The 21,239-nt window shown below is 64.8% G+C and carries 23 protein-coding genes and 1 tRNA gene; 8 read left to right on the forward strand and 16 right to left on the reverse strand.

Going from position 1 to position 21,239, the window contains the following annotated elements; translation table 11 throughout:
• The first annotated feature begins 32 nt into the window (after nucleotides 1–32).
• From M8523_RS29740 to phnX, 4 genes are all read left to right on the forward strand, one after another.
• Nucleotides 33–1,412 carry an FAD-binding oxidoreductase gene (locus tag M8523_RS29740; RefSeq protein ID WP_282588480.1) on the forward strand — a complete coding sequence of 460 codons (1,380 nt, stop codon included), beginning with the start codon at nucleotides 33–35 and terminating at the stop codon, nucleotides 1,410–1,412.
• Complete coding sequence (locus M8523_RS29745; protein WP_282588481.1) at nucleotides 1,409–1,993, forward strand: NAD(P)H-dependent oxidoreductase; 585 nt, start codon at nucleotides 1,409–1,411, stop codon at nucleotides 1,991–1,993. The genes M8523_RS29740 and M8523_RS29745 overlap by 4 nt, the downstream gene beginning before the upstream one ends.
• A 129-nt stretch (nucleotides 1,994–2,122) precedes the next feature.
• Complete coding sequence (locus M8523_RS29750) at nucleotides 2,123–3,253, forward strand: TIGR03364 family FAD-dependent oxidoreductase (protein ID WP_282588482.1); 1,131 nt, start codon at nucleotides 2,123–2,125, stop codon at nucleotides 3,251–3,253.
• 15 nt (nucleotides 3,254–3,268) lie between these two features.
• Nucleotides 3,269–4,072, forward strand: a complete 804-nt coding sequence (gene phnX / locus M8523_RS29755) for a phosphonoacetaldehyde hydrolase (protein ID WP_282588483.1) — start codon at nucleotides 3,269–3,271, stop codon at nucleotides 4,070–4,072.
• 12 nt (nucleotides 4,073–4,084) lie between these two features.
• Here phnX and M8523_RS29760 read toward each other — a convergent pair whose 3' ends face one another.
• The 15 genes from M8523_RS29760 to M8523_RS29830 all read right to left on the reverse strand — a co-directional run bounded on the left by M8523_RS29760 (nucleotide 4,085) and on the right by M8523_RS29830 (nucleotide 18,557).
• Nucleotides 4,085–5,659, reverse strand: coding sequence for a CYTH and CHAD domain-containing protein (locus tag M8523_RS29760; RefSeq protein ID WP_282588484.1), 1,575 nt, complete (start codon nucleotides 5,657–5,659; stop codon nucleotides 4,085–4,087).
• A 46-nt stretch (nucleotides 5,660–5,705) separates the two neighbouring features.
• Nucleotides 5,706–6,146, reverse strand: coding sequence for a DUF1810 domain-containing protein (locus tag M8523_RS29765; RefSeq protein ID WP_282588485.1), 441 nt, complete (start codon nucleotides 6,144–6,146; stop codon nucleotides 5,706–5,708).
• A gap of 29 nt (nucleotides 6,147–6,175) precedes the next feature.
• Nucleotides 6,176–9,421 carry a helicase-related protein gene (locus M8523_RS29770; protein ID WP_282588486.1) on the reverse strand — a complete coding sequence of 1,082 codons (3,246 nt, stop codon included), beginning with the start codon at nucleotides 9,419–9,421 and terminating at the stop codon, nucleotides 6,176–6,178.
• A 142-nt stretch (nucleotides 9,422–9,563) separates the two neighbouring features.
• A complete protein-coding gene (locus M8523_RS29775) occupies nucleotides 9,564–10,460 on the reverse strand; it encodes an MBL fold metallo-hydrolase (RefSeq protein WP_282588487.1) in 897 nt (298 codons plus the stop codon).
• Nucleotides 10,461–10,488: 28 nt separating this feature from the next.
• On the reverse strand, nucleotides 10,489–12,294 hold the full coding sequence (gene atzF / locus M8523_RS29780) for an allophanate hydrolase (protein WP_282588488.1): 1,806 nt from the start codon (nucleotides 12,292–12,294) through the stop codon (nucleotides 10,489–10,491).
• A gap of 314 nt (nucleotides 12,295–12,608) precedes the next feature.
• Complete coding sequence (locus tag M8523_RS29785; protein WP_282588489.1) at nucleotides 12,609–13,400, reverse strand: ABC transporter permease; 792 nt, start codon at nucleotides 13,398–13,400, stop codon at nucleotides 12,609–12,611.
• Complete coding sequence (locus M8523_RS29790; protein WP_282588490.1) at nucleotides 13,397–14,008, reverse strand: ABC transporter ATP-binding protein; 612 nt, start codon at nucleotides 14,006–14,008, stop codon at nucleotides 13,397–13,399. Before M8523_RS29790 ends, M8523_RS29785 begins: the two co-directional genes overlap by 4 nt.
• A gap of 206 nt (nucleotides 14,009–14,214) precedes the next feature.
• A tRNA-Ser gene (locus M8523_RS29795) sits at nucleotides 14,215–14,329 on the reverse strand.
• On the reverse strand, nucleotides 14,280–15,518 hold the full coding sequence (locus tag M8523_RS29800) for a site-specific integrase (RefSeq protein ID WP_282588491.1): 1,239 nt from the start codon (nucleotides 15,516–15,518) through the stop codon (nucleotides 14,280–14,282). The genes M8523_RS29795 and M8523_RS29800 overlap by 50 nt, the downstream gene beginning before the upstream one ends.
• Before the next feature lie 226 nt (nucleotides 15,519–15,744).
• Nucleotides 15,745–16,065 (reverse strand): hypothetical protein, encoded by a 321-nt coding sequence (locus tag M8523_RS29805; RefSeq protein WP_282588492.1) that lies wholly within the window; start codon nucleotides 16,063–16,065, stop codon nucleotides 15,745–15,747.
• A gap of 225 nt (nucleotides 16,066–16,290) precedes the next feature.
• Nucleotides 16,291–16,845, reverse strand: a complete 555-nt coding sequence (locus M8523_RS29810; protein WP_282588493.1) for a hypothetical protein — start codon at nucleotides 16,843–16,845, stop codon at nucleotides 16,291–16,293.
• Nucleotides 16,842–17,225, reverse strand: coding sequence for a hypothetical protein (locus M8523_RS29815; RefSeq protein WP_282588494.1), 384 nt, complete (start codon nucleotides 17,223–17,225; stop codon nucleotides 16,842–16,844). The genes M8523_RS29810 and M8523_RS29815 overlap by 4 nt, the downstream gene beginning before the upstream one ends.
• Entirely contained in the window at nucleotides 17,222–17,902 is a 681-nt protein-coding gene (locus M8523_RS29820) for a hypothetical protein (protein WP_282588495.1), read from the reverse strand. The genes M8523_RS29815 and M8523_RS29820 overlap by 4 nt, the downstream gene beginning before the upstream one ends.
• 2 nt (nucleotides 17,903–17,904) lie before the next feature.
• On the reverse strand, nucleotides 17,905–18,264 hold the full coding sequence (locus M8523_RS29825) for a DUF6634 family protein (RefSeq protein ID WP_282588496.1): 360 nt from the start codon (nucleotides 18,262–18,264) through the stop codon (nucleotides 17,905–17,907).
• Nucleotides 18,261–18,557: a hypothetical protein gene (locus tag M8523_RS29830; RefSeq protein WP_282588497.1), complete on the reverse strand. Its 297-nt coding sequence runs from the start codon at nucleotides 18,555–18,557 to the stop codon at nucleotides 18,261–18,263. The genes M8523_RS29825 and M8523_RS29830 overlap by 4 nt, the downstream gene beginning before the upstream one ends.
• A gap of 112 nt (nucleotides 18,558–18,669) precedes the next feature.
• Here M8523_RS29830 and M8523_RS29835 point away from each other — a divergent pair, with 112 nt between their 5' ends.
• The 3 genes from M8523_RS29835 to M8523_RS29845 all read left to right on the forward strand — a co-directional run bounded on the left by M8523_RS29835 (nucleotide 18,670) and on the right by M8523_RS29845 (nucleotide 20,420).
• Nucleotides 18,670–19,353, forward strand: a complete 684-nt coding sequence (locus tag M8523_RS29835) for a hypothetical protein (RefSeq protein ID WP_282588498.1) — start codon at nucleotides 18,670–18,672, stop codon at nucleotides 19,351–19,353.
• A gap of 151 nt (nucleotides 19,354–19,504) precedes the next feature.
• Nucleotides 19,505–20,008, forward strand: a complete 504-nt coding sequence (locus tag M8523_RS29840) for a hypothetical protein (RefSeq protein WP_282588499.1) — start codon at nucleotides 19,505–19,507, stop codon at nucleotides 20,006–20,008.
• Nucleotides 19,896–20,420 carry a hypothetical protein gene (locus tag M8523_RS29845; RefSeq protein WP_282588500.1) on the forward strand — a complete coding sequence of 175 codons (525 nt, stop codon included), beginning with the start codon at nucleotides 19,896–19,898 and terminating at the stop codon, nucleotides 20,418–20,420. The genes M8523_RS29840 and M8523_RS29845 overlap by 113 nt, the downstream gene beginning before the upstream one ends.
• Nucleotides 20,421–20,467: 47 nt before the next feature.
• Here the strand turns inward: M8523_RS29845 and M8523_RS29850 are convergent, their stop codons facing one another.
• Nucleotides 20,468–20,719 carry a hypothetical protein gene (locus M8523_RS29850; protein ID WP_282588501.1) on the reverse strand — a complete coding sequence of 84 codons (252 nt, stop codon included), beginning with the start codon at nucleotides 20,717–20,719 and terminating at the stop codon, nucleotides 20,468–20,470.
• Between the two features lie 140 nt (nucleotides 20,720–20,859).
• Here M8523_RS29850 and M8523_RS29855 point away from each other — a divergent pair, with 140 nt between their 5' ends.
• Nucleotides 20,860–21,159: a hypothetical protein gene (locus tag M8523_RS29855; RefSeq protein ID WP_282588502.1), complete on the forward strand. Its 300-nt coding sequence runs from the start codon at nucleotides 20,860–20,862 to the stop codon at nucleotides 21,157–21,159.
• Nucleotides 21,160–21,239 lie beyond the last annotated feature (80 nt).

Here is a 21,239-nt window from a genome sequence, read left to right on the forward strand (position 1 = left end):
CTCCCGTGGCCTTCAGTCATCGCGCTTCATCCGTGACACAAAGCCTATCGACGGTCACAGACGGGCAGCTCGTCGATTTTCGTGACGCGATCGGCGACATTCCGCTGACTGCGGATCCCGGCATCGTCCGACGCCGCTCGCGGGATTTCTTCTGGTACAGCCCGATCCTCAACCAGCAGCTTGCCGGCAAGACCGCGGATCTTCTCGTGACCCCGCGCGACGAAGCGGATGTGATCCGGGTTGCGGCGGCGTGCGCGCGCTTTGGCATCCCGCTGACGCCGCGCGGCGCCGGAACGGGGAATTACGGGCAGGCGGTGCCGCTTGCCGGCGGTGTCCTCCTCGATCTCTCCGAGATGACGAAAATCGAATGGCACAAGCCGGGCGTCGTCAGGGTCGAGCCCGGATCGGTGATGGCCGACCTCGATGCCGCATTGCAGCCGCAGGGCTGGGAATTACGCATGCATCCCTCGACCAAGCGCAAGGCCACGATCGGCGGCTTCATCGCGGGCGGCTCGGGCGGCGTCGGCTCGATCGGCTACGGGGGTCTCCGTGAGCCCGGCAATATTTTGGCCGCCCGTATCGTCACGTTGGAGAACGAACCGCGCGTGCTGGAATTGCGAGGCGACGCCGCGCAGAAGATCAATCGGGCCTACGGAACCACGGGCATCATCACGTCTCTCGAACCTCCGCTGGCGCCGGCATGGCCCTGGATCGAAATGATCGTGGCTTTCGAGAGTTTCGGCGAAGCGATGGCGTTCGGCTACGACGCCGCTCTCGCCGATGGCATCGTGAAGAAGCTCCTGAGTCCCATCGCATGGCCGCTGCCGTCCTTCTTTGGCGAGATGCGCGATGCCTGCCCGGAGGGGCAAGCCGTACTGATCGCCATGGTGGCGGCGCCATCGCTCGAATCGTTCAAGGCTCTGCTCGGCCACAGGGGCGCCATCACGCTGGAGCGGCAGAGCAGCGACCGGGCAGGTCAGGTGCCACTCTACGAATACACGTGGAACCACACGACGCTGCAGATGCTCAAGACCGACCGGGGCGTGACCTACCTGCAGTGCCTGTTTCCGCATGACGACCTGCTGGCCAAGGTCGCGGCCATGACGAACCGCTTCCCGGGCGAAATCCATGGTCATTGCGAGTTCATCCGCTTCGGGGGCCGTGTCACCGCGAGCGCCCTGCCGGTCTTGCACTACACGACACCCGAGCGTCTCGACGAGATTATCGCGATCCATGAGGCGGGTGGCGTCATGGTGGCCAACCCGCACGTGGTGACTCTGGAGGATGGCAGCCGTCACAAGCGCGCGGATGCCGATCAGCTCGGCTTCAAGCGTGAGGTTGATCCAAAGGGGCTGCTCAATCCGGGCAAGATGCGCAGTTTCATCCCTGTGTCGGCCACGCCCCAAGGATGAGGGTTCTCTACGTCTATTGTCACCCCCTGCCCGAAAGCTTCCACGCGGCGCTCCGGGTCGAAGCCCTTGCGGGTCTTGCGGAAGCCGGCCACGCGGTGGATCTGCTCGACCTTTACGCCGAGGGGTTCGACCCTGTGCTGAATGAGGATGGCCGCCGCCACTACCACGACACCGGCCGAAACCAGCAGGGCCTCGAGCCGCTGATCGCGCGCTTGCAGGCCGCTGAAGCGCTGATCTTCCAGTTCCCGACCTGGTGCTTCGGTCCGCCCGCGATGCTCAAGGGGTTCTTCGACCGCCTGATGATGCCAGGCGTGGCCTTCGACATCAGCAATCCGCAGCACGTCCAGCCCTTATTGCGGAACGTTCGCAGGATCGCCGGGATCGTCACCTATGGGCGGCCGCGAACGATGGTCTGGTACATGGCGGATCCGCCCCGCAAAATCGTCACCCGCTACATCCGCTGGCTGACGGGCGGCGCCAAGGCCGAATATCACGCGCTCTATCATCTGAACGTCGCAACTGACCGGCAACGGCAGAGGTTCATGGGCGACGTTCGAGCCGCCATGGTGCGATTTCAATAGCATTGCGCTCGTGCGCCTGCCGTCATATCGCTGTCGCGCACGTCGGCGATAGACCTCGCTGGACACCGGCAGCCCGTCCGACGGCAGTGTGCAAGAGCGCCATGGTTGCGCAAGGGAGATGCACCCCTCATGCCTCACGGCTCCGCGTTCGATCTCGCCATTGTGGGAGCCGGTATCTGCGGCCTGGCGCATGCGCTTGCGGCAGCGCGTAAAGGCAAGCGGGTGGTGGTGGTCGATCGCGACCGACAGGCCAACGGCGCATCGATTCGCAATTTCGGGTTCATCACCGTGACGGGCCAGCAGGCCGGCGCCTGCTGGCAGCGCGCCATGCGGTCCCGCGACATCTGGATCGAAGTCGCGGCGGCGGCTGGCATTCCTATCCAGCAGCGTGGACTCCTGACGATTGCGCGCAGGCCTGAGGCGCGAGCCGTGCTGGAAGAGTTCCTGCAGTCCGACATGGGGGCAGAGTGCCGTCTCGTGGAACCGCCGGATCTACCCGGCTTCGGCGCCGGGTTGCGGTGGAGGGAATTCGCCGGCGCTCTCTATAGCCCACACGAGGTCCGGGTCGAATCGCGCGATGCCATCCCACAGCTCGCCGCCTATTTGGCCGAGCGGCATGGTGTGACGTTTTTACGTGACACCGTCGTGCACAGCGCCGCGCCCCCGCGGCTGGAAACGAGCCGCGGCTCAGTCGAGGCCGAGACCGTTGTCGTGTGCCCGGGCGACGATTTCTTCACGCTGCATCCCGAGCGAATCGCGGGCTACGGGCTCACCCGCTGCAAGCTGCACATGATGCGCCTCCTGCCCGACAGCTTCGATCCCGCCTTACCGGCCATCATGTCGGACCTGGGGCTTGTGCGCTATCTCGGCTATGCCGAACAGCCCGCCGCAAAGGCCTTGCGGCAGCGCCTCGAAGCGGAACAGGGTGAGCACCTCCACAACGGCGTCCACCTGATCGTCGTACGTAGCGCCGACGGCTCGTTGGTTGTGGGCGATTCCCACCATTACGCGCCGACGCCGGATCCGTTCAACCCGACCGGCGTCGACGACCTGATTCTCGACGAATATGCGCGGGTGTTCGACGGACCGCCGCCGAGCGTCGGCGAGCGTTGGATCGGCACCTATGCTTCCGCGCCGGATCGGCTGATGCTGGTCGATGCGCCGTCTGATGCGCTGCGGATCGTCATCATCACGAGCGGCACGGGCGCCAGCACATCCTTTGCCATCGCCGAAGAGGTGGTCGCCGATCTGTTCGGCTGACGTGGGGAGTTCCGAATGAAACACCTGAAAGCCGCCATCTTCGATTGGGCCGGCACCGTCGTCGACCATGGCTCGTTGGCCCCGATGGGCGCCTTTGTGGAAACCTTCGCGGAATTCGGCGTTGCCATCTCGATCGAGGAGGCGCGTGGCCCGATGGGCATGGCGAAGCGCCCGCATATCGCGGCCTTGATGGCGCTGCCTCGGGTCGAAAAAGCCTGGTTCGAACGGCATGGGCACACTCCATCCGCACAGGATATCGATGCGGTCTACGCCGTGTTCGTCCCGAAGAACAAGGCTGTCGCGGCGCGCTTTTCCGGCGTGATCCCCGGTGTCGCGACGGTGGTAGCGAGCCTGCGATCCGAAGGCCTGCGGATCGGCTCGACGACGGGCTATACGCGCGACATCATGGCCGAGATCACCCCGGGCGCCGCTGCGAACGGTTTCTCTCCCGACAGCCTCGTATGTACCGGCGATACGCCCGATGGGCGGCCTACGCCCTTCATGCTCTACAAGACACTGCTCGATCTCGCCGTCTGGCCGGCCTGGAGCGCGGTCAAGATCGACGATACGGAAGTGGGCATCGCCGAAGGACTGAACGGGGGCGCATGGACGGTCGGTGTCGCCGTGAGCGGCAACGTCTTTGGAATGTCCCAGGAGGACACCGAGGCCCTGTCGCCCGAGGAGTTCCAGCGCAAGCGGGCGATCGGTGTGGCGCGGCTCAACGCGGCGGGCGCCCATTATGTCATCGACAGCGTTGCCGATCTGCTCCCCGTGGCTTTCGAGATTGAGGGACGGCTCGCGCGCGGCGACAGGCCTTGATCAAGTGAGGCATCAGGCTGGCCATTTCGACCAGAACCGTCTGGCCTGTGCAAAAGCGGTGTAGGCCTCGGCCGCCGCGGCAATCCGGTCTTCTACGCGCGCATGCTCGAGCGCGCTCACATGTGCTGCCGCGCCTACGGCTTCGCGTGATGGTGGCGTGCCCAGGGGGGCGGTTTCGGCCAGACGCAGGACGATCTCGTGGCCGGTGTGGATGTCGTTCAGATCGCCCAGATGCTCTTGCAATTTCTCCAGGGCCGCGACGAACGCCAGGTGCCGCTCCTTTGCTTTGCCTTTGCGAGCAAGGCTCGTAAAAAACTCAGCCGCGTAGCGAAGTTTCTTGGCCTCGATGCGAACGCGATGTCGGGCCGCCGGATCGATCTCGTCAAGGTTGCGGCCGGCGCGTTTCACCTTGCGGCGCTGCTTCTCCAGCACGGCCGCCGCGAGGGCCCGCACGGGCCTTTCGCGCGCTGCCTTCCGGGCCGGATCTTCATCACTCAACCAAGGGCCTGCCTCGATCCATTCGAGAAGATCGAGCAGCAGCTTGCCGAAATCCTCGGAACGCAATTGCGTCACCGCCAGGTCAAAGGCCTTGGCGCGGCGCGCCTCAAGCTCAGTCAACAAGGCCTTTAAACCTGTCTCCCCGCCATTCCGCTCGACCAGGGGACGGACACTGTGGGCGATGTAGACATCGAGATTGCGAGCCTCGCCAAGGTCTCGGGAGACGATTTGCAGCCGCCGTTTCAACTCGGGCAATTGCCCGTCGCGTGTGAAATCCTTGAAGAGCGAAAGGGCGGAGCGCATCCGACGGAGGGCCACACGCGCTTGATGCAGGGATTCAGGCGTCCGGTGCGAGATCACCACGGGTTCGTTGAGGCAAAAATGCCGAAGCGTGGCATGCATCACGGCCTGGAACGCCGCCGCCGATGTCATGTGCTTATCGAGTACCACCGGATCGGCCTTCACGGGCTTTGCCGCCTTACCGCTGAGCAGGCGATAGCCGACCTCCGACTTGGCGCGAACACCCGGGTGCAAGAGCCCGCGTGGGTTGAGCTTTCTCGCCAGAGCGAACAGCTCGCGCGGGCTCCCGCGCTTGAGTTCCAGTTCCAGCTCAGCCAAGGGCTCGGTTCGTGTCGCCGTGACCACCTTGCCGTCATCGAGAGCGATTTCGATCAGAGTGCCCTGGTGCTCGACCATCCACAGCGTGCGATCGACGATCGTTTCGAACAAAGCTTCGACACGGATCCGCTTGGCGTCGATAATATCGCCGGCTGGCGTTCTCGCGAAGGCCTTGAGGTCGGGAACATCCCCGTCCAACGGGGTCTCCCATTCGCCTCGACTGAAGAGCCCGACCGCCGCCTGCCCGGCGAGCTTCGTGGTCTGCACCTTCCGGTCGTGTGCCGACCTTACGCGCAAGGTGACACCTTGCGCACGCAGTTCATAGTCGGGCGTGTCGTAATAGACAGAGACGAGACGGGAGGTGATGCCGGCGTGGCCAAGTTCGGCCGCAATGTGCCTGCGCATGTCGGCCAAGTCGGCAGGTCCGAGCGAGAGCTTCATCTCGACTTCACGCGGATGATATTGCGACACGCAGACCCCTCCTTCTCAGCCCAGCTGTCCAGCCCAACGGCACATCTCAGGCTTCATGGTCCAAACCCGCCAAGCGCGCGAGCGTAGCCGGATCAGGCTTTCCGTCGTAGAAGCGGGTCAAAGCCTCGCTGAACAAGGCTGACTTGTCCGCCACTTCGGCGAAGAGGGTCATGCTGGAGCGGAACTTGAGATCGTCCGGCGTCCCAAAGATCGACCGCGCAGAACGCCCGACGATATGGTTCACCAATCCGGTGCAGGTTTCGAGCCGCGGGCCCAGGAGAGGGTGCTGAAGAAAGGCTTTTGCTTCGGCCAGCGAGCCGATCGCGTAGCGCTGCGCCATGGGGCTATGCCCGAGCCCAGCGATTTGCGGGAACACAAACCACATCCAATGCGAGGTCTTTCGACCGGCCTGCAACTCCGTACGCACCCGGTCGTACACAGGATCCTGCGCCGAGACGAAACGATTGAGATGATAGGGGTCATCCATGGGGGCGGCTTCGTCTGATCTTGGCATCTTTAAGCCATTGCGTGCAGAATTTCGGCGGACCGCTGCATGCGTTCTCCCATACCGATTGAGGCCGTATCGAACAAAAGCCGTCCGCCTTTCACCCGCGACGTAGCCTGCTCGTGCAATGAGGTCTGTTCGAGAAGTGCTTCAGCCGTTGTGCCGGGACAGGGCGTAAAGGCGATTGCCTTCGGTCCGGCATCGACACGCGCGATGCGATGACTGCGGCAGAGGCTTTTCAACCTCGCCTGCGCGAAGAGAGCCGAAGTGGCTTCGGGCATCGGCCCAAATCGGTCTTCGACCTCCTCGGCAAGCAGATCGACCTCATGGACGTCGACAGCCCGGGCAATCCGCGCATAGAGGTTGATGCGAACCTCGTCTTCCGGAATGTAGTCGGACGGCAGCTTCCCCGCATCGCCCATGCGCAGGTCGGGCGTCCATTCATCTGCGGCTTCGCCTGCAACGTTCCGGATGGCTCGCTGCAGGAGGTGCTGATAGAGGCCAAGGCCGATCAAGTTCACATGGCCGGCCTGCTCGTCTCCGAGAAGGTCGCCAGCGCCGCGCGCATCGAGGTCCTGAGCGCTGATGGCCATGCCGCTCCCAAGTCGATCGAGCCTGGCCAAGGTGGACAGCCGCCGTTCCGTCACCGGGCTCATGGCGCGGTCGCCTTGTGTCATGAGGTAGCAGACGCCTTGCTGCCGCCCGCGTCCGACCCGGCCACGAAGCTGATGCAACTCGGCGAGCCCGAACCGGTCCGCATCGCAGATCACCATTGTGTTGGCCCGGGGAACATCGAGCCCGCTCTCGATGATGCTGGTTGCAAGCAGCACGTCGCCGTCGCCACCGGCAAACGCCGTCATGGTCTCATCGACATCCTGCGAGTCCATGCGCCCATGCCCGACCAGGATCTTGAAATCCGGCATCAACCCCAACAGCGTCGCGGCGAGCGGTTCAAGATCCTCGATCCGCGGCACAACCACAAAGCTCTGCCCGCCCCGCGCCTTTTCCTTGACGAGCGCCGTATGGATCGTGGCGGGATCGAAGGGGGCGAGCAGCGTACGGATAGGACGCCTGCGGGCCGGAGGCGTCGCGATGATGCTGAGATCCTGCAGGCCGACGAGCGCGGTTTGCAGCGTGCGGGGGATCGGCGTCGCGGTGAGGGTCAGCATGTGGACGCCCTGCCCCAGCCTGCGGATTCGAGCCTTGTCGGCCGTGCCGAACCGTTGCTCCTCATCGACGATCACGAGGCCTGGTTTATGAAAGACGATGTCGGGCGCGGCCAGCGCCTGTGTGCCGACGACGAGCCGGATCGATCCGTCCGCCAATCCGGCCTTCACTTGCTCGGCTTCGCCCTGTGCGACCGACCGCGAGAGCTCGGCGACCCCGATGCCAAGCTCAGAGAAACGTTGCTTGAATTGGTGAAGGTGCTGACGAACCAGCACAGTGGTAGGAGCCACGATCGCAACCTGCCAACCCGCCAGAACCGCTGCCGCGGCGGCCCGGAGCGCGACTTCGGTCTTGCCAAAACCCACATCGCCGACGACGAGACGATCCATCGGTCGACAGGCTGCGAGATCACGCAAGCAATCGTCGATTGCGTGCATCTGGTCCGCCGTCGGCGCGAAGGCAAAACCCTCCACGAAACGTTCGTAGTCGCGGCGCGGCGGCACGATCTTCGGCGCTTGGATCTTTGTCCGCTCCCGAGCCATCTCGACCAGGGACCGCGCCGTTTCCTCGATTTCCTTCGCGATCTTGGCACGCCGCTTCTGCCAGGTTTGGGTGTCGAGCTTATCGAGAGCCAGATCCTCGGAGGCAGGTCCATAGCGCCAGATCCGGCTCATTTCCTCCACCGGGATGATGAGGTCTGTCTCCTTGGCATAGGTGAGCCGCACGGCGTCCCCACCCGAAGTCTCCCCGGCTTCGATGGTTTCGAGCCCCTTCAGCACACCGACACCATGATCGAGGTGGATGACGGCGTCGCCGATCGCAAAGTCGCCATCGCCGAGGTGCCAGGGCGTTGGCACCGCGTGAGCGGAAAGGACGCGAGCATGATGGCCGATGAGGTCCGCGGCGGTAATGAGAACGATGCCGCTTTCCTCGTCGGCAAAGCCGTGGTCGGCTGACAATCGCAGCAATCCAACGGCGCCTGCATCCGTGGGAAGGTCGGCCCATTGCGTGAGGCGGATCGGCGCCTCACCGATCGCGCGTTCCGCCTGTTTCACCAAAGTGGCAAGATCGCGCTCCCGAGCGGCACCCAGTACAATCCTGAGGCCAGCGTCTCGACAGGACTTTACATAGGACACAAAGGCATGACCCGGCTTGTCGTCCAGGCAGAAGCGGGGAACCTCGACGGCCCGCTCCAGCGACGGGAAATCCTGCACTCGAGTTTTCGCGGCCTTCCACTCTTCCTCGGACAAGTACAGCCGCTCAGGGGCAAGCGCATTCCGGGCCTCGGTGGCGTTCGTCTTGTCCACCGTCACCCGGTCCCGGTGGGCATCATGGATTTGGCCGAAGAGTTGATGCAGCCGGGCCGACGCTGCCGGCTCGACCACCAGTTTCGCTTCACCGCAGATCTCAAGCAGCGTCGTGGTCTCGGGGTAAAAGTCGGGGAGCCAGTGTTCCATGCCGGGAAAACGCTCGGCCGCCTCCTCCGAGAGGATTACTTCGGACACGGCGTCGATCCGGATCGCCGCGACCTCGCCGGTGCTGCGTTGCGATACGGGATCGTAGGTGTGGATCGTCGTGACGTTCCCGTTGCAAAGGCCAATGCGATAGGGACGTCGCACGGGTGGGAAGACATCCACCACCTCACCCCGGATGGCCACATGGCCGGGATCGTCGACCCGGTCGGCATGTGTATAGCCCATTTGGCCGCACGCCTGCCCGAAGGCGGCGACATCAAACGCCACGCCCCGCTTGATCACAAGCGGGTTAGGGAGCGAAGCAAGCGGAGGCAGACGCTGCAGCAGCGCTTCAGGCGTCGTGACCATGATGTCCATGCCCGTATGCTTCTTCAGCTCGGACAAAACCCGCATCCGGTGACCCATGATGTCGGGTGAGGGCGCGGCGCGATCGTAGGGCAGACAATCCCAGGCCGGGAGATAATGCGCGACTAGGTCGGGCGCCAATTGCACAAGCAGGCGCTTCAAAGCCTCGGCCTTCTGCTCGCCATCCACCACGACGATGAGGCCCATTGGGCGTCGTCGATCGATTTCAGCCAAAAGCCGCACAGCAAGCAGCGAAACCGACGCGTTCATGACCAACTCCAGGTACTCGGACGCTCACGCATCCCCTTAGTGGCGCAACGCCGGAACTTCGAAGTTTGCTCCCCGATCCGCGTGCGGCCTTTGTGGCCAAAGCCGAGCCCCGGCGACGCAGTCTCGCAACGACTTTGGCTCGTCAGGACATCCCCTCTCGCGCGAGAACACGATCGACATTGGCCCGGTGGACGGCCTCGTAAGCCAGAAAATAGTGGACGCGTCCGGCCGCCAAATCCTCAGCGATGAAGCTTCGGAGATCCTGACGGGCGAGGTCGGGCTGCGTCTTGCACCGCAACAGCTTCTCGACATAGCGCCGCGTGGCATCGAGAAGCCCGCGGTCATAGCCGCCACTCTCGATCACGCTCAGGGCACCGTGGTTCGGAAGAATGCGGTCGAAGGCCTCGCGGGACAACCGGTCCAGGTCGACGAGGTGGTGCTCCAGCCGGTCGCGCTCGGTCACATAGGTGATCGGATCTTCCAGCGTGTCGCCCGCCAACAGGATCCCGGCATCGGGCAAGACCAGCACTGTCCCGTCGCGGCTGTGGATGTCGAAGCGGCGCAGTGCGACACGAACCTCGCCGACATGGAGATCGAGGCTCGTGTCGAAGGTCTCGGTCGGACCGATCAGCGGCAAGATCGGCGGCGTTCCGCTTTCGAGTTCGGCTTTCTTCTCGTCGAGGATCTGTGCCGTCAGCCCGTTGGCGATGATCGGGCAATCGGTGAAAGCCGCATTGCCGGCGACGTGATCGGCATGCCAGTGGCTCAGCACGACGCGGATCGTCCGCACCCCGGCCTGTTGCAGCGATTGGCGAATAAGCGTCGCATGGGCGATCGACATGTGGGTGTCGTAGACGAGGGCGTCCGTGCCATCCAGGACGGCATAGGAACAGGTCCCCAGCACAAAGGCCCCATCAACGAGCCAGTTGGGCGCCTCAGACCAGGCGCGGACGCCAGCGATGCGGCCGTCGTAGAAGGCCATGACGTTGCGTGCGGGGTGGAGCACGCGCATTGTCGCACCGAGTGGAGCCTGGGTCACGTCGGTAAGCTCATCGCGCCGCGACCTTTCACGACGCGGCTCCTTCGGCCACAAAGGCCCGCCAGCCGCCGAACTGCGTTACCTCGCGGGCGGCTGCGACCGCATGGGCCTCGCACAGAAATCCGCTGACGGCCGTGCCATTGTCGAGCGCGATCTTGCCGATCCCGAGAGGCGCCGGGATCGCCTGGGCAAAGCGTCCGAAAGCGGCCTCCGAAAGACTCCACACTTCGACCGTGATCCCCGGCCCGGCGAAGCCCGGTTCACGGACGAGGCCCGGCTTTGGCGGAACCGTGCCGGGCAGTGCGTAAAGGCGATAATCCGGGGCCGTTCGGCACGTTGCCTCAAGCCTGCCGCCAAGCGCCACGATCTCGCGGTTCAACGGCATGCCGCTCAAATGCGCGCCGACCACAACAAGCCGGCAGCGGCCGTCGCTCAGGGCCGCTTCCGCAGGTCTGTCCGGCACGGCGGTCCTCGCACGGCCCATACCGGCATCGCTGGCGCGGTGGAGCGCATCGGCGAGAGGCGCGAGAGCATCGTCCTGAAAGCCGCGGCCGACCAAAGTCACTCCGAATGGCAGCCCATTCGGCCGGAACCCGGCCGGAACCGCGATGGCGGCGCACCCGAGCAGGTTCGCGAAATTGGTGTAGAGCCCGAGGTTCGAATTGAGCCGGATCGGATCGGCCATCATGGCCTCGACCGTGTAAGTGGTGGGGGCTGTCGGCAGCAGCAGACCATCGACCTCCGCCCATATGGCTTCGGTCTTCTGGCGCAGTTCATTGAAGCGGTAGAGTCCTTCGAAGGCATCGACGGCGCTATAGCGGCGCCCTCCAGCGATGATGGCCCGCACGCTTGGCTCGACCTCATCCTCATGGGCGTCGAAGAACGACTGGATCGCCGCGAGGCGCTCCGCCACCCAGGGACCTTGGTAGAGCAGCGCCGCGATCTCACGAAACGGCACGTAGTCGAACGGCACGATCGAAGCGCCCAGCTTCCCGGCCCGGGCGATCGCGGCGTCATAGAGCTGTTCCGCCTCGGCATCTCCGCAGAAGTTACGCTCCGCCCCTGCCAGGACGCCAAGACGCAGCCCTCGCGACGGGAGGCTGGTCGGCTTCGCGGAACGGGAAAAGGGATCGGCGTTATCGAAGCCCTCTGCCACGCGCCGGACCGCGACGCCATCGGCGACACAATTGGCGAAGACCGTGACGCAGTCGAGGCTGCGGCAGGCCGGCAGGACGCCGGTCGTGCTGAGGAGCCCAGGCGTCGGCTTGATGCCGACCAGGTTATTGAAGGAGGCCGGGACACGTCCCGAGCCGGCCGTATCGGTGCCGAGCGCGAATGCAGCAAGGCCAGCCGCCACCGCCACCGCAGATCCTGAACTCGACCCGCCCGAGATATAGCTGACGTCGAACACGCTTCGGGGCGCCCCATAAGGCGACCGCGTGCCGTTGAGCCCGGTGGCGAACTGGTCGAGGTTCGTTTTGCCGACCACGATGGCACCGGCGTCCTCAAGCCGGCTGACCACCCTGGCCGAGACCTCCGGCCGATACGCGAAGGCCGGACAGGCCGCCGTGGTGGGGAGACCGGCAACGTCGATATTGTCCTTGACCGCGAAGGGGACGCCCCACAGCGGCAGCGAGTTGGGCTGCGGCGCCCGTTGCAGGAGGGCTTCGGCCGCACCCCGCATGGCTGCGGGATCCGCGCGGGTGATGAAGATGGCAGGATCCGAGGCCGCCTCCTGGCGGGCGACGATCTCCTGGACGAGATCGACCGGGGTCAACTCACCTGCCGCATAGAGCGCGCGAAGGCTCTCGATATCCAAAGTTTCGGGAACCAATTCATTCCTCCGCGATGTTCGCACTCATGTCGCCGATGCGGATGATCCGTGCCGGCGCGGCCCGATCTCGGGCACGCGGCACCCCGTACGTGGGGTCACGGGAAGCTCTTGCGTCATGGGCGCAATGATGGCGATCGTGTCGCAAGGCGCAACCAGATTGCTGATCGCCGCGAAATTTTTGCAGATGTTTCCGGGCACATCGGCCGATATGCCGGTAACTCGGCGCGAACCGCGCGACCTTCGGACGCTTTCGCAAGGTCATAGGGCACCGCAGCGGGTCAAGTGCCTTCTGAGACGGAGTGAGCTTTCCGACACTAAACCAATGCGTCGAGGCGCAATCGGTGGCGATGGTCGGTCAGGCGATGTAGCGCCGCATAGGAGGCGATGACGGCGCCGAGAAAGCCAGCCGTCGACAGGACGAGCAAGAGAAGGATCTGGTATCTGGCCGCATCCAATGGGTCCATGCCGGCGAGGACCTGGCCGGTCATGATCCCCGGCAGGGTGATGATGCCGGCAGCGGCCATCTGATTGACTGTCGGTGTGACGCCGGTCCGTACGGCTTGCCGCAGGATCGGCCGGAATGCCTCCTGTCGGGTGGCGCCAAGCGCCAGGCGAGCCTCGATGGCGAGCCGATCACGCGCCACACTCGACAGGATGGTGTTCAACGCGAGACTGCCTCCGTTCATCACAGTACCGAGGATGATGCCCACAAGCGGGATTGCGTGGCGGGCGTCGTACCAGGGCGTCGGCTTGAGAGCGGTGAGTAGGACGATGAGGGCCACGGGCAAGGTCGCGCCGAGGATCGACAGCGTTCCGATGCCGAGGTGCCAAAGACCTTTCAGGCGCCGGGGGCTGCGGGCTCCCATTTCGCGGCTTGCGGCCGCCAACATGATGGCGATGACGCCGAAGGTGACCCACATCGACGCGGAGGCAAAAATCACCCGCAGCACAAGGCCCACCAGGACGAGCTGGATCACCAACCGGCCGGCAGAGACCAGCAGGGGCCGATGCACGCCAAGCGAAAGGACCAGAGATAGAGCGGCACTCGCCACGACAAGCATAGCCGCGACCGCGAGATCGGCGGGCGAAAGAGCGACCGGCGTCATGACAAGATCTCGGTGAGATTGTCCTGCGCCATAACGAAGTGCCGGTCGCCAAGACGCTCTGCCTGCTTGGAGTCATGCGAGACTATTACGAAGCCGAGGCCCGTCGATTTCAGGCCGCCCAGCATCGTTTCCACTCTGTCACGCGAGGCAGCATCGAGAGCGGACGTCGGCTCGTCGAGAAGCAGGAAGCGAGGTCGTCCGACGACGGCGCGCACCAGAGCCGACCGCTGCCGTTCGCCCGTCGACAAACGCGCCACCGGCGCGTCGAGCAGATCCGGGTCGAGTCCGAGATCGGGCATCAACGCACGGGCCGCGGCGACGTCACGCATGTGTTCAGCCACGGTCTCGGCCCACCAGCCGGACTCAGCCGCCACATAGGTGACGAGCCGCCGCCACATGGGAGCCGGCATGGCGGTTCGATCCGTCCCATCGAGCGTGACGGTGCCGGTGTTCGGGTCGAGATCGGCGATCATGCGGAGGAAGAGGCTTTTGCCGACGCCGGAAGGACCTTGCAGGACGGCGCAGGATCCGAGGTCGAACGAGACGGAGAATGGGCCCCGTACCGCGCTGCCCATATTCTGAACGATAAGGCCTTCCTGGCGGGGCAAGGGGAACGATCCCAAAAAACGGTGACGAGCCCTCAGGAACATAGGCCCGATGGCTCTTGCGGGAACTCGGTTCTACAAGCCGGGAACTCGTTCGGACACCCGGAAAGAGGACCGGGCAGACGGGGTCAGGCTATCGCCTTCCACCACAAGCGTCGCACCGCGATGCTGCCTCTACATTAGCGACACAAGCGAGCCAAGCTTGACGATGGTGGGCGGTGACGGGCTCGAACCGCCGACCCTCTCGGTGTAAACGAGGGTGCCGGCGGCGGTCCTAGAGGGGATCATCGCTCACGAACCTTTCTATTTCGTTCCGAATCGCCCCGATTTCACGGGGTTTCGGTGGCAATCGGTGGCCCCGGGGCTTCCCGGCCAGCTTGGACCGCCCTGCCCTGCCCGACGTGAAGGCCTGCCCGACTTCGTGCTGGAAATCGGGATGATGGTGGCTGTACGTCGATTCGAACACGGCCCTGGTGATCCCGGCAAATCCGCAGATTTGGTCCACGGGGACGCCCGACCTGGCCAACCACGTGATCGCCGTGTGCCGCAGCGCGTGACGCGTCGCCGTCAATCCGGCGTCGGCCATCGCACGCGCGTAGGCCTTCTTCGGATCTGCGGGCCGTCCCTGCCATTGGCACACGTAGCGATCCCCGTGCACCTCGCCGGTCTCCTCGTCGTATTTGGCCCACCTGCGCATGTGCGCGAGCAGGCGGCGCGGGATTCTGATCGGCGGGGCCCGCTTGTTGGCCCGGGCGACCTCGCCTTCCCATTTCCGGTAGTAGACGCCGTGCTCCAGGTCGACCCACGGCCTGCCCTCCTCCCTGACATAGCTCGCGCGATAGATGCGGCTCGAACGACCGGCCGTGTACAGCGCGGCCAGGGTGAAATGCACGACGTGCCGCCTGACGTGCTTCGGCACGCGGTTGCCGCCCGGCTGCTCCTCGCGGAAGCGCCAGCACGACATGAGAAACGACGCCATCTCGTCGCGGGTTATCCACAGATCCCTGGCTTTCGGCTTCGGCGGCAACGAGACCACGACCTCCTCGCGCAACACCCCGTTCTCCTGGGCGAACCCGATGGCCGCGCTCAGGTCCTCAAGCTCACGGCGCGCGGCCGCCGGCGTCGTCCGCGACTTGGCGTAAGCCGCGCACGTCAGACGGTTCACCTCGTCCGCGCTCTTGCCACCCCACCACGCGATCAGATTCATCGCACGCTGCCAGAGCGCGCGCGGCTTGCTCACCTTGGACTCCCGGTCTTCGGCGTAGACCCTGACGAGATCTGCGACGTCCAGGTCACGGGCGGCCGCGTGCTGCGGCAATCCGGCTTCGACGTGCTTGCGTGTCAGGTAGGCTTCGAGCGCGCGAGCCGCTCCTGCGCGATCATCAGCGCCGCAGCCCGTGGCGTGTTGCCGTCCGTTGTCCTTGATGATCCATGTTGCTGCGCGCTGCTTTCCGGACTTGAGGGTACGGGCCTCGCGGAGCCAGAGTCGCGGCGGTTCGACGGGGCGCGGCATCGCTCCCTCCATTGTTGGATTGCGGTGCGGGTGACGTAGGCCTGCCGACCGTGGATCTCGGCTGTCAGCAGGCCTGAAACGATTGCGCGGCGGAGCATCGACGGAGTGAAATGCCCAGCGAGTTCGGGCAGCGCGCAAGCTTGCTCTAGGGTCAGCATCGCCTCGTCGCCGTCGGGAACGACGGCGAGGAGGTCGATGACGCCGACGACCAATTCGTAGAGCTGCTTCACGCGACCATCCTCATGATGTCGCGATCGGCCTCGCCGCTGTGCTGGAATGTCCACCGTGCCCGCTCCGCGATCCTGTGCTCGGCGCGGCGCAGCAGCCAGTCAGCCACTTCGGATCGCGTCGTGTGAGGCACGGCGGGCTCGCCCATCCGCCAACAGCGGAGGCGAGGCGACCATGAGCCCGGGCGGGCCGCGTCGTGCAGGTCACCGAGCGTGAGCCGGGCTTCCTGGCACTCGATGGCCGCCTGGATCACTGAAAAAGTAAATGGGACGGTTGTGTAACGGGGTCCGTCGACCCATCGCGGGCTTTGGTCGGGCATAGGGCACCCTTGGTGTCTAAGACGTGTGTGGGGGTGCGCTTATGCTTCGTCGGCGGCCGCGCGAGGCTCGGATTCCCGTACTACGACTTGCACGTAGAACGTCGGCGCGGGCTAGGGGCAATCGACTCGCATGATGCGAGGCCCGGCGACGAGAACACTTGTAGACGACACGCGTTAAAACACGGTTTACCCGTGCCCGACCAAATCGTTAATTTTCGTGCTTCGTCAAAAAGGCACGTCGTTGCACCAAGCCTCGCTCAACAATTCCCAGGCGGGATCGCCGTTTTCTGCGATGCGGCGCAAGAATTCGCCGCCTGAGGCGGTCGTCAGGATCTGATGCAGCACCGCCAGCCGCTGGAGCCGTGCACGCTGCTCGGGGGTCATGTCGCCGTCGATTTGCGGCAGGGGCTTCGGCTCGAAAGCCGGTCGCTGATACGACGTGCGCGCGGGAACGGGCGGTGAGTCGTCGATCTCAGTGTCGGTGATGACCATCGGCTCGGGATCGAATTCGTCGATCGGCGGCGGCTCGGGCTCGTCGTCCTCGACCGGCGGCGGCGGATCGGGCTTCTCGATCGGGACGACGGGCGCGGGACGCGGGAAACCAGGACGTCCGAGCGGGCGGCCGACCGGACGCGGAGTGGACGCGGGTCCGGTCGGCGTGATCCTGTTGACGGGGGCGTCGGTCGACGCGGGAACGGCGGGCGTCGCGACGCGGACGGGTGCCGTCACGGCGGGCGCATGAGTGTAGCCGGGTCGGCCGAAGCGGCGTGGGGGCGTCACGGCCGTGGTCCCTCGAAAGCTTCGTCGTCGTCGACGGTCGGCGGCGCGACGCCTTCGACCTTGCCCCAGCGGTAGCGCACCACGGCACCGCGACCTTGCGGCGTGATCCGGAGGTGACGGCCGAATCCGATTTCCGCCCAGCCACGCACAACACATTCGAAAAACGCGCCGGCGGGCAGATCGATGTGGCGACCGCCCGCATAGAGCGTCCCATCTTGCCACACGGTACCGTCGCCGCCCGCCCGCTCAAGGGCGTCGAGCGCACGGTAGACGTCCGCGAGATCAGGTCGCGGCTCTGGCTCGGGCGCCCGGATCGAGGCCAGGACGGCGGGGGTGGTGAGGCGTCTCCGACGCTCGCGCTCGTCGCGGCTGACGCTCATGACGTTTTCCTCCGGCGGCGGTAGACACCGAGCGCGGCGTCGAAATCGAAGCCGAAGTGGCTCGCGATTTTCGCGAAGCTTTTGGGGTGATCATCAGGTGACGCGAGGGCTTTGTAGGCGGTGCTCTGCGGCAGCCCAACGGCTTCCGACCACTCAGCCAGCGTCCAGCGGTGTGTCTCTATTCTCTGTCGGATCGCGGCCGCGAGTCGTCTGGGCGTCGAGGATTCGGTGATCAGCGCAAGCCGCAATTTCCAGTCCTCAAATTCGGCTTTGAACGCGTCGACGGTGTGACCCAAGCACCGGTCGGTTTCCGCGAACAGCGTGCGGCCGCAGGGCTTGCCATAGTGATCGACGACGCACCCGCGAACCCCGCGCTGACGGAACCACCACGTCCAGTCGCAAGTATCTAGAATATAAGGTCGAATCTTCGCTGGCGCGATGGCTGGTGCATCGCGAGACTCCACAGTCTCGGCGGGTGTCACCGCCTCGCAACGCACGCGGCTCTTGCGGGTAGTGGGCATGATGGTGCCGACGTCCGGCAGAGTGCGGCCGCTGCGCTGGAGTGCGCACATGATCGAGCTGCGTGTAGTGTCGAGTTCCTGCGCGATCGCCGGCCAGGATTTGCGGCTCGTGCGAAGCTCGATGACACGGTCGATGACGTCGGGGGTCCAGTCCATTTTCAGCGTCCGCAGTTGTTGAGGTGGTCCTCGGCGTCATCGGGCGACGGGACGAACTCGGGTTCGGGGTCGAGACGGTCGCCGAGGCGGTAGAGGCGTCCCACGGTGCGAAGCCAGCCGTCGCCGGCGGCGGCGATCTTGGCGGTCGTGATGCGGCCGGGGCGCAACCGGGGGTGACCCACGCACCAGCCGTGCGCGAGGTCGACGCCGTCGACCGACGTGATGCGGTAGTCGTCGAGCATGGGCGCGCGGCGCAGCTCGTCTGCCGTGGGGCTGCCGCTCTCGGCGTAGCGCGCGAGGTCAGCGTGGAGGGCGGCCTCGCGCTGCGCGAGTTGTTCGTCGGTGTACGGGCAGTCAGTCACAGGCGGCTCCATCCCATGGCAAGACGAATGCTGGCGAGCGTCTGCACGGCCGCGTTGGCCTCGATCAGAATGCGATCGCCTTCGGTCGTAAGGAAATCGAGAAACGCGGCCCGCAGCTTCGGCGACATCGGCCGCGACCCGTCGATGACGTGCTGGATGTAGCTCGGGCTGACGCCCAAGCGCGACGGCAGGCGGCGGCGCCACAGGTCGCCATAAGCAGCCTTGCCGGCCGCTAAGAGCAGTGCTCCCGTCTTCATGTCGGCGTGCTTCTGGTAATCGGCTTGCTTGGTCATGAGATAAGGATCGTATCTCATTAATCAAATGTCAACAGGCCCATTCATGAGGGTTGACACTTTCAGATTGGGACGCGATCCTTATCTCATCGAAACGGTGTGGAGGAACGAGATGGCTGATGTGAAAGCGGTCCGCCGGTTGCCTGGCGGCAGCAACGCGGTCGAGATCGAGCACGACGGTCGAACCTGGATCGGTGCCGTCGAGAAGGACGGCCGGGTGCGGTTCGAGATCCCGGAGGCCGTGAGCGCGGCAGCGCGGACCCAGCGCCTGCGCGTGATCATCAGCGGCACGCACGAGCCACCGCTCGTCCGACACGTCGCCGGGACGACGTTCTTCGCGCTCGACGCGCTGGGTGATCCCTACATCGCGACGGTCACGCACGTGCAAAACAGGGATGGATCGACGTCTTGGAACGCCGTCGATTTCGCCGGTCGCATCCTGCCACACGACGTCCGCCAGGTCGTCGTACAGCAGCAAATGACTAGGGACCTTGCCGACCGGGAGAAGGCGAAGGCGCTGGCCGGCCCGCTCAACGTGGTGCACCGTGACTATCCGATCGTCGAGCCGCCGGTTCCCGATGACGGTGTCATCGTCTCCCACTTGACCGGGATGACGTTCCTCGCCCAGCACCGGAGCGTCACGTTCGTCGCGACTTACGGCAGGGGCCACAAGCGCGACGGATATTTCGTCGAAGCCGAGCGCCGTCCACTGCCGATCCCGGTGCTCAACGCCCTGGCCGACGCCGTCTGGGCCCGGCAGCCGCCTTTCCAGCGCCGAGGTCACAATGCCGCCTGATCACGACGACGACGACGATCCGAACTTCACGATGCCCCAGCCTGCCGGCGCCGCGCCGGGCGCTCCGCCGCCGGGCGTCCAGCAGAACCTTGAGCAGGCAGAGTGGTACGCCACGAACCGTCTCGACCGAACGCGCGGCAGCAAGCAAGCGATGCTGCTGACCGCGCTCTACGCGAACCGCGCGGGCGAGGATTGCCGCGCCCGCCGCATCTTCAGCCCGCTCACCGCAAAACCGGATCGCGGGAAATTCGACGGCGGCGACGTCGCCCACATCGTCCGCCTCACGACGAGCCCGCTCGACGACAGCGCCACCGAGGTCGCGCTCTGCGGCGCCTACCTGCGCGCGGGACGAAAATGGAGCGGCATCCGCGCTTATTCGACGTGTCACACGTGCATAGCGAGGGCCAAGCAACAGCCGCCGTCGATCACGGGCTGGAAGCACAAACTCGCCGAGACCCAGTATCTCAAAGTGAAGGAGATGCTTTGCTTGCCGCCGTTGTACCTTGATAACCCCGTGATCAAAGGAGTGGAAGATGAGCTTCTTGCGCCGCCTGCTGTTGAGCATCCTCGGTATTTTCGACGCCTTCTTCGCCGGTGTGCGCAACGCTATTTTCGGCGTCCCGCAGCCGACGGTGCTCGACACCGCGACGGCTGACGCCATCGCCGAGCAATCTGTCGGCCACCGCGCCTTGGCCGACCTGCATGCGGCCATCGATGCCGAACGGCTTAAGGCCGACGCCCTCGACCGCCGAGCCGCCGTTACGGCACCCGCCGCCGCCGCGCCAGTCCAGGTTCCTCAACCGATGCCGGATCCGGAGCGCTGGTACCGCGTCCTCGCGTCGTCCGGAGACGTTTCCGCGTTCGCGTTCGGCACGGAATCCGAGGCGCAGGAATACTGGGAGGTCGGCGGCGACGGGTGGCGGGTGGAGCCCGTGACCGAAGCCGAGGACGTGTTCGTCTTGGAGACGATCAAGGGTTCGGGCGGCAGTCTTCGGGGTGCGCGGGTCAAATCGCTTGCGGACGAGCTTTCCGACTGGCGTTCGGAGAGATCGAGCAGCTTTAATTGACCGCTGGCAGGTAGAAAGACAACAAGGCGACCTGAGGGTCGCCTTTTCTATTTGTGCCGATCACGGGCTTTTAAATCGTTCAATTCGCGTAAGGCGGCCAATTCTGCCTTGGCCGCCTTGATCCTGGCCTTGGTCGTCGCGGCTTGCATGACGGCCACATTGTGCCGCTCGACAGCACGGGCGGCGGCGACGTCTTGGCCGTGTCGGCGCGCGGCTTCGATGCCAGCGGCCATGGCGACGCCGATGCCCAAAGCGTGGCCAGTCATCTCCTCGTTGAAGGCTTGAACTGGATTTTTCATTCCGTGATGCAATCACGAAAAGATTGCTGTCAGGTTTCCCTCGAAGTTCAATCGCGAGTTCGATGAAGATTTTTGCGTGACGAAATCACGCTTGTTGTTTTCGTCGAATAGGGCTCCAGTCGATGGGGAGGAGTGTCGACATGAAGAAGAAATCGGACGCCTACAACCGGCATCAAGCCGCGCTGCGGTCGGCACGCAAACGACAGGCTGACAAGACAAAACGGGTGCCGTCGACAGCGCAGATCACGACTGCCATCGGCCATGCCGCCCGCGCGTTCATCGCCGACCATAGAGCGGCAGGCAGCCTCGAAACGGTGCGACCGCTGATCGATGCGACGCTGGAAAAGCTGCGGTCGTCCGGCCACGTGGTCGAAGCCGTGACGATATCACGCCTGCTCCGCGCGACGTCCAAGCCATCCCCCATTACTCCATCGAACTGATGCTTTTTCGTGCCGTTTTGAATCTCATCCGTGCTGGATCCCTGCGCACGGCACGCTTGCGTTTCATGGCATCGGACGGC

The organism is Lichenifustis flavocetrariae (assembly GCF_026130545.1).
GTDB lineage: Bacteria > Pseudomonadota > Alphaproteobacteria > Rhizobiales > Beijerinckiaceae > Lichenihabitans > Lichenihabitans flavocetrariae.

Coding starts and splice junctions, on each gene's coding strand:
- M8523_RS29745 (WP_282588481.1), top strand. CDS start 1,409: ATGAGGGTTCTCTACGTCTATTGTCACCCCCTGCCCGAAAGCTTCCAC.
- M8523_RS29750 (WP_282588482.1), top strand. CDS start 2,123: ATGCCTCACGGCTCCGCGTTCGATCTCGCCATTGTGGGAGCCGGTATC.
- phnX (WP_282588483.1), top strand. CDS start 3,269: ATGAAACACCTGAAAGCCGCCATCTTCGATTGGGCCGGCACCGTCGTC.
- M8523_RS29765 (WP_282588485.1), bottom strand. CDS start 6,146: ATGGATGACCCCTATCATCTCAATCGTTTCGTCTCGGCGCAGGATCCT.
- M8523_RS29770 (WP_282588486.1), bottom strand. CDS start 9,421: ATGAACGCGTCGGTTTCGCTGCTTGCTGTGCGGCTTTTGGCTGAAATC.
- M8523_RS29785 (WP_282588489.1), bottom strand. CDS start 13,400: ATGACGCCGGTCGCTCTTTCGCCCGCCGATCTCGCGGTCGCGGCTATG.
- M8523_RS29800 (WP_282588491.1), bottom strand. CDS start 15,518: ATGCCGCGCCCCGTCGAACCGCCGCGACTCTGGCTCCGCGAGGCCCGT.
- M8523_RS29805 (WP_282588492.1), bottom strand. CDS start 16,065: ATGCCCGACCAAAGCCCGCGATGGGTCGACGGACCCCGTTACACAACC.
- M8523_RS29815 (WP_282588494.1), bottom strand. CDS start 17,225: ATGAGCGTCAGCCGCGACGAGCGCGAGCGTCGGAGACGCCTCACCACC.
- M8523_RS29820 (WP_282588495.1), bottom strand. CDS start 17,902: ATGGACTGGACCCCCGACGTCATCGACCGTGTCATCGAGCTTCGCACG.
- M8523_RS29830 (WP_282588497.1), bottom strand. CDS start 18,557: ATGACCAAGCAAGCCGATTACCAGAAGCACGCCGACATGAAGACGGGA.
- M8523_RS29835 (WP_282588498.1), top strand. CDS start 18,670: ATGGCTGATGTGAAAGCGGTCCGCCGGTTGCCTGGCGGCAGCAACGCG.
- M8523_RS29840 (WP_282588499.1), top strand. CDS start 19,505: ATGCTGCTGACCGCGCTCTACGCGAACCGCGCGGGCGAGGATTGCCGC.
- M8523_RS29850 (WP_282588501.1), bottom strand. CDS start 20,719: ATGAAAAATCCAGTTCAAGCCTTCAACGAGGAGATGACTGGCCACGCT.
- M8523_RS29855 (WP_282588502.1), top strand. CDS start 20,860: ATGAAGAAGAAATCGGACGCCTACAACCGGCATCAAGCCGCGCTGCGG.